The sequence below is a fragment of the Lysobacter sp. Root916 genome (genome assembly GCF_001429785.1).
Lineage (GTDB): Bacteria > Pseudomonadota > Gammaproteobacteria > Xanthomonadales > Xanthomonadaceae > Lysobacter.
Map to the genome: position 1 here is coordinate 14296 of NZ_LMJF01000014.1, position 15607 is coordinate 29902.

Sequence of the window (15607 nt, forward strand, 5' to 3'; positions counted from 1 at the left end):
GGTCGAAGCTGAATCATGCGCCCGTCGAATGACCGGGGCAATTCGGGGGCGTGTGGTGGGCGCCCGGGCGGTCCGGGCGGGTTCGCCGCATCCGGCCGATCCGGTCCGGAAAGGAAAACGCCCACGGGGCGGGGCGACGTCGGGCCTGGCGCCGGCCTGGGCCGACGTATCGGGGCGTGGCCGCCCTACTCGTCGACGCTGCTGAGGTCGGATTCGGCGTGCTGCCAGCCGGCGGCGGTGCGGCGCATCAGCACGCGGCCGCGGCTGCGGATGTCGTCGCGATCCACGCCCTCGACCCAGAGCACGGCCTGGTCGCCGTGCTGGCGGCCGCGCGCGATCCGCGCCTGCAACGGCTCGCCGTCGCGCAGGGACTTCAGCGATTCCTTGACCGTGCCGGCATCGTCCTCGGGGAAGCGCCAGCGCGCGTCCTCGCCGCCCATGCGGCGCAGGGCGGCGACGTCGCCTTTGGCCAGGGCGTCCAGCCAGGCGTTGTAGGCCGCGCCGGGCGCGCCGCCGCCGGCCGGCAAGGCGCTGCCGGGCGCGGGCGCGATCGGCGTGTCGAAGCGCAGATCGAAATCGTAGGGCGTGCCGAGGAAATCGCCCTCGGCCAGCTGCCAGCGGCCGGCGATGCGCACGGCCTCGTTGCGTTGCAGAGCGAGTTCGCCGTAGCCGCCGCTGTTGAAGCCTTCGGGCGAATAGAACAAACCGCACTCGCTGCCGTCGGCGGCGATGCACAGGCGCACGTAGCCGCCCGCGGGCGCCTGTTCGCGCACCGCGTCCATGGCGTCGAACGCGGCGGCGACCGCGGCCGCGTCCAGCGGCTTGGCGCTGAGGAACACCAGGGTGCGGCGCTCCTCGGCCTGATCGGACGGCTCCTCGATCACCGCGATCGCATGCGCCAGGCTCAGGCGTGCGTCGCCGTAACGGAAATAGCCGGAGCCGGTCTGGGCCTCGGCGGCGCCGGCGGCGATCCATCCGGCCGTCAGCGCGAGCGCGCGCAGGCGGCGGCGCAAGGCGTGCGTGGCGCTCATCGAGGCTGTCCTTTGCGGCTGTCCCAATTAGGCGCACGTAATAGCACGGCGGCGGCGGACAGCGCGGCGATCGCGGCGGCGGCGGTGAGCTGCGCGCATGCGATTGCTCGTACTCGAAGACCAAGCCGATCTGCGCGCAACCGTCGCCGGCCGCCTGCGCGCGCATGGGCATGCGGTGGACGAGGTTGCGGATCTGGCGCCCGCGGAGTCCTTCGTGCGCTCCCACGCCTACGACGCCTTCGTGCTCGATCGCGGACTGCCCGATGGCGATACGCTGACCGTGCTGCGGCAATGACGCGAGCGCGGTATCGCCACCCCGGCGCTGTTCCTGACCGCGCGCGATGGGGCGGCATGGTGCATTGCGTGACCCAGCAGCAGCCCGCGGCACGCTAAGGCGCGGGTCCGCGCGCGCCCTCATGGCCTGCCGCGACTGGCGGGGTTGATCGGTCGCGGAGCAGGGGATTGAAAATCCCCGTGTCGCCGGGCCGCCACCGCCGCATGAAAACGGCCGCCGGGCGCACTGCCCGGCGGCCGCAATGGCTTACAGCGCGACGCCCTTCACTTCGCTGGCCAGCTTGATCGCACTGGCCAAGGGCACCACGTCGCCGGCATCGACATCGGATACGCCGATGCGCTGATTGCCGGTGTCGCTTTGCAGCCAGGCCGGTTCGCGGCGCGCGCCGCGCACTTCGGTGCGCCACTGGCCCGGACGGGTCTCGCGCATGCCCGGGGCCTGGAACTCCACCGGCATGCTCACGGTGAGATCGCGCGCGCTGGGATGGTCGGTGTGCAACTGCACGTTGAACTGCCAGCTGCGCGCGGCCCGCGCGGTGGCCTGCTCCAGCGCCGCCACGCCCTTGGCCAGGGCCTTGTCGCTGCCGTAGACGTTGAGCAGGCTGGTCTGCACCGGCGCCGCTTCGAGCACGCGACCGTCCGCGGACAGGCGCAGGTAAAGCAGCACCACACCGCCCACGCGTGCGCGCGCCAGACCTTCGGGATAGGACGGCGCCACGATCTTGCGGCTGCTGATCGTGACGACGGCCGGCGGCGCATCGGGCAGTACGCCGTAGCCGGTGGCCGGGAAGGTCACGTTGTCGACGGTGACCGCGTAGCGCTCCTCGCCGAGTTGGCGCGCGGCCAGGGTCACGCGCATGCGCGCCTTGGCGGTGACCGGCTTGCCCTGCACCAGCACCGGCTCGAAGCGCCAGGCGCGCACCTGGCGTTCCAGGCTGGTCTTGACGTCGTCGGGCAGCGGGGTCTCGCTGCGGTAGTCGATCAGGGCGCCGCTGGGGTCGATCGCGATCTCGCTGTCGACGCGCGTGGTCATGATCGAGTCCACCGGCGGTTTGGGCGGTGCCGGTGGGGATTGGGCCCAGGCCGACGCGGCCAGGCTCAGGGCGGACAGCGCGAGCGCGGTCCGCCGGAGGGAGTTTCCTTGCATCGTGTAGCTCCTGTGGATGTAGCGTGGATGCGTCGCGGCCCGGGCTCCTGCCCGTGGCGGCCGCGCGCCTTGTGAGCTTAGCAATGCCTGGGCGGCCTCTAGCGCATCGGGTTCACCGTTTCGCCGCAAGAACGCGCGGACGCGAGCCTGCTGCGACGCGCCATCGCGGCGCGCCGATTGGACCGCTGGAGCGGAAGCTGTTTCCCGTCCACGCGCCACCACCGCGTCCGCCGCGGTCGGTAAGATGAAGGCGTCGCGGATGGCGGCGATCTGGCGGGCGACGAGGGTGATGCATGCATAGCGGCGGTCTGGAACTTGCGCTGGTCTTCCTGCTGGCCGCGGTGATCGCGGTGCCGGTGTTCCGCAAGTTCGGACTGGGCGCGGTGCTGGGCTACCTGGCCGCCGGCGTGGTGCTGGGCCCCTACGGGGTCAAGGTGATCCGCAACGCCGAACCGGTGCTGGCCGCGTCGGAAATCGGCGTGGTGATGATGTTGTTCGTGATCGGCCTGGAGCTGTCGCCCTCGCGTCTGCGGGTGATGCGCAAGCCGGTGTTCGGCGCCGGCGGCCTGCAGGTGCTGCTCAGCGGCCTGGCCCTGGGCGCGATCGCGATGTTCGGCGGCGGCCTGGGCTGGAAGGCGGCGGTGGTGGTGGGCGTGGGCCTGGCCCTGTCCTCGACCGCGGTCTGCCTGCAGCTGATGTCCGAGCGCAAGGAACTGACCAGCGACTACGGCCGGCTCGCGTTCGCGATCCTGCTGTTCCAGGACCTGGCCGCGATCCCGCTGCTGGCGGCGATTCCGCTGCTGGGCAAGGCCGCGTCGGTCCAGGGCGGCGGCATGGAATGGGTCGCGATCGCCAAGGCGGTCGGCGCGATCGGTGCGGTGATTTTCGGCGGCCGCGTGTTGCTGCGGCACGTGTTCCGGATCGTCGCGCGCACCCAGATGCCGGAAGTGTTCACCGGCGCGGCGCTGTTGACGGTGCTGGGCGCGGCCTGGGTGATGCAGATCGCCGGCCTGTCCGCGGGCCTGGGTGCCTTCATCGCCGGTGTGCTGCTGGCCGATTCGGAATTCCGCCACGAGCTCGAATCGCAGATCGACCCGTTCAAGGGCCTGCTGCTGGGTCTGTTCTTCATGGCCGTGGGCATGAGCATCGACCTGCAGCGCGTGGTCTCCGAGCCGGCGATGATCGCGGCGATGGTGGCGGTGCTGATGCTGGTCAAGTTCGCCCTGCTGTTCGGCGTCGGCCTGCACCCGGGCGGCCTGGACCGTCGCGAATCGGTGCAACTGGCCGCGGTGATGTCGCTAGGCGGCGAGTTCGCCTTCATCGTGTTCAACGAAGCGGTCAACGCCGGTCTGCTCGACGACCCTTCGCGCGACCGTTTGATCGCCGCGGTCGGCGTGTCGATGGCGTTGACGCCGTTGCTGCTGATCGCGATCTCGCGCGCCTTGTCGGCCGCGCCCAAGGCCAAGCCCAAGCGCGAATTCGACCAGATTCCCGACAACCACCCCAAGGTCCTGATCGCGGGCATGGGCCGCTTCGGCCAGATCGTGGCGCGCCTGCTGCTGGCCCACAAAGTGCCGTTCATCGCGATCGAGAACAGCGCCGACCAGGTCGACTTCATGCGCCGCTTCGGCAACATGGTCTATTACGGCGACCCGGCGCGCCCGGAGCTGCTGCGTTCTGCCGGCGCCGCCCAGGTCGATGTGTTCGTGATCGCCATCGACGACCACGACGGCAACATCCGCACCGTGCGTACCCTGCGCCGTCTGTACCCGCGCGCCAAGGTGTTCGCGCGCGCACGCGATCGCCGGCATGCCTGGCAGCTGATGGACCTGGGCGCCGAACCGATCCGCGAGACCTTCCATTCCAGCCTCAAGCTGGGCGAACACGTGCTGACCTCATTGGGCGTGGCGCCGGAAGTCGCGCGCGATCACACCGAGCGTTTCCGCGAACACGACGAGCGCATGCTCAACGCCCAGTACCTGGTCCACGACGACGAGGCCGCGCTGCTGCAATCGGCCAAGGACGCGCGCAAGGAGCTGGAGGAACTGTTCGAGGCCGACCAGGGCGAAGGCCTCCTGGGCGAGATCACCGCCGACGCCGACGCGGCCGCGCAGCGGTCGTTGCATTAGGCGAGCATAAAAACGACATCGTCCCGACCTCGGGGCGATGTGCTTGCGGCTCGATCCTTCAGCTTAGGCGCCGGGACAAACCAGCTCGGTAGTTCGCGCTTCGCAGTGGTACTCGCCGCCGCCTACCGATACGCAGCCGCCGCCGCCAGGCTGGGAAAAGCAATTCCCCCAAGGGTCGTCTCCAACGCCGCCGAACTCGCCACCGCCATCAATACCGCCGCCACCTCCCCCTGTGCTTGCCAGGGCAGCAGCATCCGCTGTGCGATTAGCCCGATCTTTCAATGTCTCGCCGCAAGTCTTAGGCCCCATTTCGGTCAAAATTGCCTGCGGCAAATGGGGGTATTTGATGTAGACCGAAACGGGCCCCTCTACATCCTTGAATAAGTCCCCAAACTTCTCCACCCCCTCCGCAACGGCACGCCAAGTACGCTCCCCGCTCAAACTTTGCCAGGCTGAAACACTAATCGTGGCGGGCACCTGAGCCCGGGCATATACACAGGCACCGGCAATAGCTGCCAACGAAACAAAGAACAACAACATTCCCCCACGCGCTTTCATAACCTCTCCTTGACTGGATGGAAGCCTCCCATTTACGGGGTGCGGGTACTGCTTACTGCCACTTCATCTCGGAAAGGCGCTTTATAGTCTCGTTCAAACCCGGACGAACATCCGGCTTCAACGGCGGCAGCCCGCGCGCGGCTCTCCAAGCATTCGCATTCACTACGATCTGATATCCCAATGCATCCGTTGCCGTGATCTGCATCGGGCTGTTCTGGCTGGGAATCGCTGAAAATCCAGGCATCCAGTCGCCCCTTAGATAGGCCGCACGACGATAGGCAGCTGCCAACGTGTGCTCGCCCTGATTCTCTGAGACGCTTGCTAGCGCGTGCAGGGCATATACCGAGCCCATCATGGCACCGTGATTCAATACGGCCTTGGCATCGGCCCGACTCGCTGCATTTAGATGCGCGACATGTTCCGCATCCAACAGGTCTTGCACGGACTTGGGAACGAGATCTTTCGGCATAACGATGTTTCCGTCGCGAGCGCTCATCGCCAGTCGTTGCTCTTGCGTTGGAAACATATTGCGGTTCAACCAATCCGCCTGTTCCTGCGTTTCCACGCCCAAGAACACATCGCCAACCTTGATGCTTTCGCTCGATTGCCGTTTGTCGAAGACGTAGTGCTGCTTCGCCCAGCGCGCCACCTGATCGCTGCCTGCGGAACTATTGTTCGCTGGCTCCCGGAAAACGGAAGCTGGATTTTCCCAAGGGCTAAGCCCCGCATTCGGCCGGACGCCACCGACTTGTCGCAGCGCCAGGAAGCCACCCGCCGCCAGCGCAAACATGGCAATAACCAAGATCGCCTTCTTTCCCACCGCCACTCACTCCATGTGGTTGCAATGGCGCGCTTTGCTCCGCCATTGCTTGCGTTTGTACAAGCAAAAAAGCGAGCGCGTCAACGCTCGCTTTTAGAAGCTCACAGTCCTTACACCTTCAATCCACTTTCTTGCAGTGGGAGGCGCTCAACGCTCGCGCAGGAAACGCGCCATCGACACGCCGTTGCCCGGTGCGGGCGGGGCGAATTCGGCCGCGATATCGACGAAGCCGCGCATCACCGCGATCTCGCGCGGGGTGCGGTTGAGGGCATCGCGCAGGTCCGGGTCGGCGCCCGCGCGCAGCAGGCGCTGGACCACACGCAGCAGACCGTGCAAAGCGGCCAGATGCAGCGGGCCGAAGCCGCGCGGGTCCTGGGCGTCGAGCGCGGCGTCGTGATCCAGCAGCAGATCGAGGCCGGCGACCAGCACTTCCTCGTCGGCGGCGGTGCCCGGCTCGGCGCGCGCGCCCAGCAGTAGCAGCAGCGGGGTGGCGCCGGCGGCGGACTCGTCGGCGTCGACGCCGGCCAGCAGCAAGGTGTCGAACAGCGCCACCAGGCGGCTGCGCTCGCGGGCGGTGAAGCCGTACATCGCCGCGCAATGCAGGGCCATGCGCCCTTGTGCGTCTTGCGCGTGGACGTCGGCGCCGGCGGCGAGCAGGCGCGCGGCCAGATCGGTCAGGCCCAGCGCGCAAGCCACCATCAGCACGGTCAGGCCGCCCGGCAGACGCTGTTCCAGCGAAGCGCCGGCCGAGACCAGGCGATCGACGATGTCGCCGTGGCGCATGCTGACCGCGGCCGAGAGCGGGGTCGCGCCGGAATGCGCGGGCAGCTGCGGATCGGCGCCGCGCGCCAGCAGCAGGTCGACCACGGCGCGATGGCCCCCGCCGGCCGCGCGCAGCAGCGCGCTACAGCCCTGGCGATCGAGCGCGTCCACCGCCAGGCCGAGGTCGAGCAGGCGACGCACCGCATCGGCATCGCCGACGATCGCGGCGGCCGGCACGTCGTAGGCCTGCAGCGGGCGCTTGGGCAGCGGCCAGCCGCGCCAATCCAGCCAGTCGGCGAGGTCGCGGCGGCCGGACGACAGCGCCACGCCCAGCGGGGTCTGGCCGTCGGCGGCCAGCAGATCGGGCGAAGCGCCCTGCGCGACCAGGCGCTTGAGCATGGTCTCGCGACCGAGCGCGGCGGCCAGGTGCAGCGCGCTCATGCCGTGGCTGTCGCGGGTGTCCAGGGCCACGCCGATCGCGACCAGGCGGTCGACCAGACGCGTCCAGCCCAGACGCACCGACAGCGCGAGGGTCGGGTCGCCGTTGCGCGAATGCGCGAACGGATCGGCGCCGCGTTCGATCAGGTCCAGCGCGAACTGCTCCAGCCCGCGCGCGGCCTGTTCGGCGCTGGCGCAGGCGGCGAGAAAGCGCGCCAGACCGCCGGCGCCGGCCGGCGAAACGCCGCGCCGCAGCAGCGCCTGCAAGGCCGGCACCGCGGTTGGGCCGCGGCCCAGCAGGGCGAACATCGGGGTGTCGCCGTGGGCGTCGCGGGTTTCGGCGTCGGCGCCTTGCGACAGCAGCCAGGCGATGCGCTCGGGCGAAAGTGCGTTGTCTTCGTCGTGCAGCTGCGCGCCCAACTCGGCCGGCGTGAGCAGCTTGGCCAGGCCACCGAGCTCGGCGGCGCGGCCTTCGCGCAGGCCGTCGCGCAGCAGGCTGGCGGGCATGCGGTCGGGCAACGGCGCGTCGCCGCCGTCGTCGTCGCTGACCGCGGCCGGCAAGGGATAGGCGCGATCCAGCGCGGCCACCAGCGACCAGCGGCCGGCCTCGGCGGCGCGATCCACCGCGCGCTTGCCGATCGCGTCGCGCTGTTCCGGGTCCACGCCCAGGTCGAGCAGGCGCTGCACCAGTTGCGGCGTGGCGTTGTCGGCCATGCAGGCCAGGGCCAGTGCGTTGCGGCCCTCGGCGTCGGTCATCGCCGCCTCGGCGGCGCCGCCGCGCGGCAGGTGTTCGAGCAGGCGGTCGAGCACGCCCAGGCGCGCGCCACGCGCGGCTTCCAGCAGCGGTGTACGGCTGCGCGCGTCGATCGCGTTCGGATCGGCGCCCGCGGCCAACAGCACGGTCACGATATCCAGATGGCCAGCGTAGGCGGCTTCGTGCAGGGCACTACGGCCGTGCGCGTCGCGCGCGTCGATCTTGGCCTTCTGCTTGAGCAGCAGACTGACGCCGGCCGGGTCGTCTTCCTCGGTGCCGGCCGCGGCCAACAGCACGGGCTGACCGCCGGCGGGCTCGGGACGCGCGCCGCGTTCGAGCAGGAACTTGGCCAGGCGCCAGTTGCCGCTCGCGCAGGCCACGCCCAACGGCGATTGGCCGTCGCGGTTGAGCGGATCCAGCTCGGCCTGGGCGTCGCGCAGCAGCGCGGCCACGCCGGGGTCGGAGCTACGCGCGGCGTGATGCAGCGGGGTGTTGCCGTCGCCGTCGGCCAGGCGCGGGTCGGCGCCGTTGGCCAGCAGGGTCATGACCGCGTCGGGGCGGCCGTGCCAGCTGTCGCGGGTCGCGGCCAGCAACGGCGTCATGCCGGCGGTGGCGGCGTTGAGGTCGACGCCGTGGGCGATCAGCGCGCGCAACAGGCGCAAGTCCGGCAGCACCGCGGCCAGCACCGCCAGGCTGCGCTGGTCGCGTTCGTCGGTGGGCGGCGCGGCGTTGACGTCGGCGCCCAGCTCGATCAGTTCCAACGCGCGTTCGACCCGGCCGCCGCGCGCGGCCGCGTACAGCGCCGGCTCCAGCGGCTCGCCGCTGAGCAGCGGCGCCTGCGCGATATCCAGCGGCTCGTCGTCGGCGACGAAATCCAGCCCCGGCAGCGGGTCCGCCGCTTCGATCCCCTGCAGCAGCCAGTGCAGCAGCGGCGAGCCCAGCGCCAGCGCGATCGCCAGACCCCAGCGCCCGCCCTGCGACAGCAGGTTCGGCCAGGCCAGCGCCACCACCGCCGCGGCCAGCGCCGAAACGATCGCGGCCACGCCCAGCCCGCGCCAGGCCCCGAGTTCGAGTTCGCTCAGCGCCTGCCAGTACTCGCGCAGGCCACCGCCGTCGCGTTCGAGTTCATGCCACAGCGGCCAGACCCGCCACAGGCCCAGCAGGGCGATGCCGCCGACCATGCTCAGGCCCAGCGCCGCCATCAGCGAGCCGGTCTGCAGCAGCGAGGACAGTGGCCAGGCCACGACCAGGGCCAGGGCGGCCACGCCCGCGCCCCACAACAGCACCAGGGTGCCACCATCGCGCAGCCAGACCGGGCGCGGCTGCTCGGCGTCGTCGCGCCAGAACCGCGCCGCCAGCGCGTAGGCCGGCTGCGCGAGGGTGCCGGCCAGCGCGGCGACGACGCCGCCAAAGCCGGTCAGCAGCGCCAATACCAGCCCCGCCGCCGCGGTCGCGGCCAGTCGCAGCCGGGCATGCTTGGGGTCGGACCAGGGACTGCGGCGCTCAGGCATCGGACCGCACTTCGTCGTGTCGCGGCGGGAACTGGATATGGAACCCACGACTGGCCAGGTTCTCGCGCACCACCGCGCTGTCGCCCCGGGCCAGCTGGCGCTCGGGCGTCAACGCCACCTCAAGCACGAACTGCAGCGCGCCCAACTGGGCGCGCAGCGGTTCCGGCACGCGCTCGAAGTCGTCGCGCGCGGCCAGGAAGACGTAGGTTTCGTCCTTGCGAAGGCTCTTGTAGACGTAGGCTTGCATGCGCTGGACGGCTCGGCTCCCGGTCGGATTTTCGGTGCGGGTTTATGTGACGCACAGCATACCTGCCCATCCGCGTCACGCGAACTCTGACGTTCAGCGTCAGGCGCGGGAGCGGCTGCTAGCGGGCGGGCCGGCGTGACGCAGCTCACGTCCGGGTGACGGCCTGCCCGGCCGCTCGGGAGACCCGGCCCCTCCCCTTTCAAGCCAACCGCGCCGCCGGCCCCTCAGCTCTCTAGCGCCCCCTCCAGCCCGCCCGTCGCCGCGGCTGTGGTGACGCCTGCTGCCGCCGTTGCTGTTGCTGTTGCCGGTGCTGGTGCTGGTGCAGTTGCAGTTGCAGTTGCAGTTGCAGTTGCAGTTGCAGTTGCCGTTGCAGTTGCAGTTGCCGTTGCTGTTGCTGTTGCTGCGGCATTGAAGTCCAAAAGCAGCGCACTCACACGACCAACCGTAGACCCGAAGGGCGGCGCGCAGGACGCGCGCCGTTTTTCGAATGGACAGGGATGTCCATTCGAAAAATCCCGGCGAAAGCCCCGAACTCGCAGGGGAGGGTTGGTCACGCTAGCCCTTCTCTTTGGTTACTTTTGACCGAAGGGAATCCAGACGGACTCTTGGGCTAGCAAGAGAAAGTGACCCGCATGCGCAGCAGGAAGGAGGGAGCTAGCAGCAAGGGCCTGCTGACGTTCAGCCGTGCACGAACCTGCGGTTCGTAAGCCGCGGGGCTTCACCCTCTTCGAAGGAGGGAGCCAGAAGCGAGAGAAAGCAACTCGCATGCGCAACAGACGAAAGCCGATGATGAGTCAGCGCCAATCCCGCGCACCAGTCGGATGCAGCCGGCCATAAACAAGCCAAGGACTCAGTGATACCCCGCATCCGCCGCGATCTTCCCCTTGAACACGCTATACGACCAATACGTGTAGCCCAGGATCGCCGGCAACAACACCACCAGCCCCACCAAGACGAAGCCCTGCGACGAAGGCGGCGACGCCGCCTCCCAGATCGTCAAACCCGGCGGCACGATGTTCGGCCAAATACCCAGCACCAACCCCGCGAAACCGAGCACGAAGAAACACAGCGTCAACACGAACGGCGCCACATCGCGCCCCTCGCGCATCGCCGCGCGCCACAGCGCGAACGCATTGGCCAACACCAACAGCGGCACCGGCGACAACCACAGGAAATTCGCGCCCTCGAACCAGCGCGCCATGATCCGCGAGTCCAGGAACGGCAACCACGCGCTGACCAGCCCCATGAACACCACCACCACCAGCACCAACGGCCGCGTGAGCGTGCGCGCGACCTCCTGCATGCGCCCCTCGGTCTTGAGGATCAGCCAGGTCGAACCCAGCAACGCATAGCCGAACACCACCGCCGCGCCGGTCAGCATCGAAAACGGACTGAACCACTCGAACGCACCGCCGATGTACTTGCCGCCCTGCAGCGGCATGCCCTCCACCAGCGCGCCCAGGATCACGCCTTGCGCGAATGCGCACAGCAGCGACCCCAGCGCGAACGCCGCGCCCCAGGCCGGCTTGGCGCGCTGCGCCTTGAAACGGAACTCGAACGCCACGCCGCGGAACACCAGCGCGATCAGCATCAGCAACACCGGCAGATACAACGCCGACAGCACCACCGCGTATGCCTTCGGAAACGCCGCCAGCAAACCCGCCCCGCCCAGCACCAGCCAGGTCTCGTTGCCGTCCCAGATCGGCGCGGCGGTGTTCATCATGTGATCGAGCTGGCCCTCGTCCTCGGCGAACGGCGCCAGGATGCCCAGACCGAGCACGAAGCCGTCCAGCAGCACGTACATCAGCACGCCGAAACCGATCACGCCGAACCATACGATTGGCAGCCAGTATTCCATCGTCCACCACCTTCTGCGTCGCTCCCGCCGCGGCGGGACTTCATGAAGCGCGCATGCTGCGCGCTGGCGATCACGCCTTGCTTTCGGACGGCTCGTCCGGCACCGACAACGGCCGCGCCGGGGTCTTCTCGCCCTGGCCTTGGCGCGGCGCGGGCTCGTGTGGATGCGGCCCCTTGCGAATCAACTTGACCAGATAACCGATGCCCGCGCCGAACACGGTCAGGTAGACCACCGCGAATACGATCAACGAGGTCAACACGCTGCCCGCATTGATCGCGCTGACCGCATCGGCCGTGCGCAACAAGCCGTAGATCACGTACGGCTGGCGCCCGATCTCGACCACGTACCAGCCGGCCAGGATCGCCACGAAGCCGCTCAGGGTCATCGCGCGCCAGCCGTTCAAGACCCAGCGACCGAAGCCGCGGCCTTCGTAGAGCTGCTTGCGCTTCCACGCCCACAGCGAGGCCAGCACCAGCAGCAGCATGGCCACGCCCAGGCCGACCATGATGCGGAAGGCGTAGAACACCGGCTTCACCGGCGGACGTTCCTCCGGCGGCACCGACTTCAGCGGCTGGATCTCGCCGTCCAGGGTGTGGGTGAGGATCAGGCTGCCGAGTTTGGGGATCGCGATTTCGTAGTCGTTACGCTCGGCACGCTCGTTGGGCACCGCGAACAACACCAGCGGCACGCCCTCGCCCTGGGGCTTGGCCTCCCAATGCGCTTCCATCGCCGCGACCTTGATCGGCTGATGCTCGCGCGCGTTGAGGCCGTGCAGATCGCCCACGTAGACCTGGGTCGGCACCGTGATCGCGGCGAACACCACCGCCGCCTTCAACATGCGCTTAGCGGCATCGACGTGCACGCCGCGGCGCAGATAACCCGCGCTGACGCCGCCGATCAGGAAGCAGGTGGTGATGAACGCCGCCAGCACCATGTGCGCGAGGCGGTAGGGGAAGGACGGATTGAAAACGATCGCCCACCAGCTGTCGGGTTCGAACACGCCCTCGACGATCTTGTAACCGGCCGGCGTCTGCATCCAGCTGTTGGCCGAGATGATCCAGAACGTGGAGATCAAGGTGCCCAGCGCGACCATGCAGGTCGCAAGGAAATGCATCTTCTCCTCGACCCGATTCCAGCCGAACAGCATCACGCCCAGGAAGGTCGCTTCCAGGAAAAAGGCGGTGAGCACTTCGTAGGACAGCAGCGGGCCGAGGATATTGCCGGCTTGCTCGCTCAGCACGGCCCAATTGGTGCCGAACTGGAAGCTCATGACGATGCCGGACACCACGCCCATGCCGAAGGACACGGCGAAGATCTTGGTCCAGAAGAAGAACAGGTCGCGCCAGACGGTGTCGCGCGTGCGCAGCCAGCGCCATTCCAGGAACGCGAGCCAGCTCGCCAGTCCGATCGTGAAGGCTGGGAACAGGATGTGGAACGAAATCACGAACCCGAACTGGATACGCGACAGCATCAGAGCATCCACGGCACGACTCCTGTCATGTCCCGCAATTGCAACGGGGCTTCAGATTCGCAAGGCCATTGTGCGCCGCGTCATCGGGCCGGTAAAGCACCGTGACCCATGGCCCAATCACGCAAACCATTGAGGCTGCTAACCTGCGTCAATTTGCCCACCCTAGACTTCCAACCAGGTCCGCCGATGCGCCTAGTTCCGAACGCTCTGACCCTGTCGCTGGCCGTGCTGTTGCTGGCCCCCAGCGTCCATGCCCAAACGCCGATCACGCTCGCCCAGACCATGGCCGATCCCGACTGGATCGGGCCGCCGGTCGAACAGGCCTGGTGGGCCTGGGATGGGCAGCGCGTGCAGTACCAGCTCAAACGCGAGGGCGCGACGGTACGGGACACCTGGCAGCAAGGCACCGGCGCGAACGCGGTGGCTGCCAAGATCGACGGCGCCGCGCGTGCCGATCTCGACGCCGCGCAGCCGGTCTACGACGCGCAGCACGCGCGCATGGCCTATGTGCGCAACGGCGATGTGTTCGTGCGCGATCTGCGCAGCGGCGCGCTGACCCAGGTCACGCGCAGCAACGACAAGGAATCGCGCCCGCAGTGGAGCCACGACGGCCAGCTCGTGTTCCGCGTCGACAACAATTGGTATGCGTGGCGCGCGGGCCAGGGCGTGAGCCAGGCCGCGCAACTCAAGGCCGAGAACGACCCGGCCAAGCCGCCCAAGGCCGACGACTTGCGCGAGCGTCAGCTGGCGACCATCCGCACGCTCAAGGACGATCGCGACAAGCGCGAGGCCGCGCGCGAGCAGGACGAAGTCTGGCGGCGCGCCGACAACAGCCGTGCGCCGGCGCCTGTCTATCTGGGCAGCGATGTCGAGATCTCCGATAGCGCGCTGTCGCCCGACGGCCGCTGGATGCTCGCCGTCACCCAGGCCAAGGGCGCCGACGCCGGCCAGGGCGGCAAGATGCCCAAGTACGTGACCGAATCGGGTTACGAGGAATTCGAGGAAGTGCGCACCCGCGTCGGCCGCAACGCGCCGCTGCCGCAGAAGCTGTGGCTGATCGACGTGGCCGCCGGCAAAGCCACCGAACTCAAGTTCGACCGCCTGCCCGGCATCGGCGAGGATCCGCTGGCGGCGATGCGCAAGGCCGCCAAGAAGGATCCGCTCAAGGGCGACCGCGCCGTGCGCGTCGAAACCGACGGAGACGGCAGCGGCCCGGCGATCCGCTGGAGCGACGACGGCCGCCAGGTCGCGGTGCTGGTGCGCGCGATCGACAACAAGGACCGCTGGCTGACCACGGTGGATCTGGCCCAGGCCGCGCTGGTGGTGCGCAACCGCAGCAACGACCCCGCCTGGGTCGGCTGGAACACCAGCGACTTCGGTTGGCTGCCGGCCACCGGCAACGGCGCGGCTGCGTTGTGGTGGGTCTCCGAGCAGAGCGGCTACGCCCATCTTTATGTAGGCGAAGGCAACGGCGCCGGACGCGCGCTCACCTCCGGACGCTGGGAAGTGTCCTCGCCGCAAGTAAGCGCCGACGGCCGCAGCTTCTACTTCGTCTGCAACCGCAAGTGGCCCGGCGACTACGAAGTCTGTGCGGTCGACCGCAGCGGCGGCGCGGTGCGCGAAGTCACCGCCCTGAACGGCATCGAGGATTTCACCCTCTCGCCCGACGGCAAGCGCCTGCTGCTGCGCTACTCGTCCAGCTACATGCCCGCGCAGCTGGCGGTGATCGGCAGCGACGGCGAAGGCCTGACCCGGCTCACCGACACCCGCAAGCCCGAATTCAAGAACCGCGAGTGGATCCAGCCCGAGTACGTGCAGGTGCCGTCCAAGCACGGCGCCGGCACGATCTGGGGCAAGTTCTACGGGCCGAAGAACTACGAGCCGGGCAAGAAGTACCCGATCGTGATGTTCGTGCACGGCGCCGGCTACCTGCAGAACGTCACCGAGCGTTACCCGAACTACTTCCGCGAGCAGATGTTCCACAACCTGCTGGTGCAGCAGGGCTATGTGGTGCTGGACCTGGACTACCGCGCCAGCGCCGGCCTGGGCCGCGACTGGCGCACCGCGATCTACCGCCAGATGGGCCATCCGGAGCTCGAGGACTACCTGGACGGCCGCGACTGGCTGATCGCGAACAAGCAGGGCGACGGCGATCGCGCCGGCATCTACGGCGGCTCCTACGGCGGCTTCATGACCTTCATGGCGCTGTTCCGCGAACCCGGCAAGTTCAAGGCCGGCGCCGCGCTGCGCCCGGTCACCGACTGGTCGCAGTACAACCACGAGTACACCTCCAACATCCTCAACACGCCCGAGCTGGATCCGGAGGCCTACAAGAAGTCCTCGCCGATCGAGTACGCGCAAGGCTTGCAGGATCACCTGCTGATCGCGCACGGCATGATCGACGACAACGTGTTCTTCAAGGACTCGGTGATGCTGTCGCAACGCCTGATCGAGCTGCGCAAGGACAAGTGGGAACTGGCGCCCTACCCGATGGAGCGCCACGGCTTCACCCATCCGGACAGCTGGTACGACGAGTACCGGCGGATCTACGAGTTGTTCGAGCGCAATCTCAAGTAAGACGGCATAC

12 protein-coding genes are annotated in these 15607 nt (G+C 68.5%); 4 read left to right on the forward strand and 8 right to left on the reverse strand.

The window, feature by feature from the left end; translation table 11 throughout:
* Positions 1-185: 185 nt before the first annotated feature.
* The gene (locus tag ASE35_RS14890) at positions 186-1031 is read right to left on the reverse strand and encodes a hypothetical protein (RefSeq protein ID WP_057164346.1); all 846 of its coding nucleotides are present in this window, start codon (positions 1029-1031) and stop codon (positions 186-188) included.
* A 97-nt stretch (positions 1032-1128) separates the two neighbouring features.
* On the opposite strand from ASE35_RS14890, the gene ASE35_RS14895 reads away from it, so the two are divergent.
* Positions 1129-1326, forward strand: a complete 198-nt coding sequence (locus ASE35_RS14895) for a response regulator (RefSeq protein WP_057164347.1) — start codon at positions 1129-1131, stop codon at positions 1324-1326.
* Between the two features lie 246 nt (positions 1327-1572).
* Here the strand turns inward: ASE35_RS14895 and ASE35_RS14900 are convergent, their stop codons facing one another.
* Entirely contained in the window at positions 1573-2472 is a 900-nt protein-coding gene (locus ASE35_RS14900; protein ID WP_157489499.1) for a hypothetical protein, read from the reverse strand.
* Between the two features lie 293 nt (positions 2473-2765).
* On the opposite strand from ASE35_RS14900, the gene ASE35_RS14905 reads away from it, so the two are divergent.
* Positions 2766-4601 carry a monovalent cation:proton antiporter-2 (CPA2) family protein gene (locus tag ASE35_RS14905; protein ID WP_056177861.1) on the forward strand — a complete coding sequence of 612 codons (1836 nt, stop codon included), beginning with the start codon at positions 2766-2768 and terminating at the stop codon, positions 4599-4601.
* 63 nt (positions 4602-4664) lie between these two features.
* Here the strand turns inward: ASE35_RS14905 and ASE35_RS21275 are convergent, their stop codons facing one another.
* The 4 genes from ASE35_RS21275 to ASE35_RS14920 all read right to left on the reverse strand — a co-directional run bounded on the left by ASE35_RS21275 (position 4665) and on the right by ASE35_RS14920 (position 9691).
* The gene (locus ASE35_RS21275) at positions 4665-5159 is read right to left on the reverse strand and encodes a hypothetical protein (protein WP_157489500.1); all 495 of its coding nucleotides are present in this window, start codon (positions 5157-5159) and stop codon (positions 4665-4667) included.
* A gap of 52 nt (positions 5160-5211) precedes the next feature.
* On the reverse strand, positions 5212-5979 hold the full coding sequence (locus ASE35_RS14910) for a hypothetical protein (RefSeq protein WP_157489501.1): 768 nt from the start codon (positions 5977-5979) through the stop codon (positions 5212-5214).
* A gap of 147 nt (positions 5980-6126) precedes the next feature.
* A complete protein-coding gene (locus tag ASE35_RS14915) occupies positions 6127-9444 on the reverse strand; it encodes an ankyrin repeat domain-containing protein (RefSeq protein ID WP_057164350.1) in 3318 nt (1105 codons plus the stop codon).
* On the reverse strand, positions 9437-9691 hold the full coding sequence (locus ASE35_RS14920; protein ID WP_056177855.1) for a YcgL domain-containing protein: 255 nt from the start codon (positions 9689-9691) through the stop codon (positions 9437-9439). The genes ASE35_RS14915 and ASE35_RS14920 overlap by 8 nt, the downstream gene beginning before the upstream one ends.
* A gap of 289 nt (positions 9692-9980) precedes the next feature.
* On the opposite strand from ASE35_RS14920, the gene ASE35_RS22215 reads away from it, so the two are divergent.
* A complete protein-coding gene (locus ASE35_RS22215; RefSeq protein WP_255357145.1) occupies positions 9981-10103 on the forward strand; it encodes a hypothetical protein in 123 nt (40 codons plus the stop codon).
* A 438-nt stretch (positions 10104-10541) separates the two neighbouring features.
* On the opposite strand, the gene cydB is transcribed toward ASE35_RS22215, so the two are convergent.
* Both cydB and ASE35_RS14930 read right to left on the reverse strand, forming a co-directional pair.
* On the reverse strand, positions 10542-11549 hold the full coding sequence (gene cydB, locus ASE35_RS14925) for a cytochrome d ubiquinol oxidase subunit II (RefSeq protein WP_056177853.1): 1008 nt from the start codon (positions 11547-11549) through the stop codon (positions 10542-10544).
* A gap of 70 nt (positions 11550-11619) precedes the next feature.
* Entirely contained in the window at positions 11620-13032 is a 1413-nt protein-coding gene (locus tag ASE35_RS14930; RefSeq protein ID WP_057164351.1) for a cytochrome ubiquinol oxidase subunit I, read from the reverse strand.
* Positions 13033-13206: 174 nt separating this feature from the next.
* Here ASE35_RS14930 and ASE35_RS14935 point away from each other — a divergent pair, with 174 nt between their 5' ends.
* Complete coding sequence (locus ASE35_RS14935) at positions 13207-15597, forward strand: S9 family peptidase (RefSeq protein ID WP_057164352.1); 2391 nt, start codon at positions 13207-13209, stop codon at positions 15595-15597.
* Positions 15598-15607 lie beyond the last annotated feature (10 nt).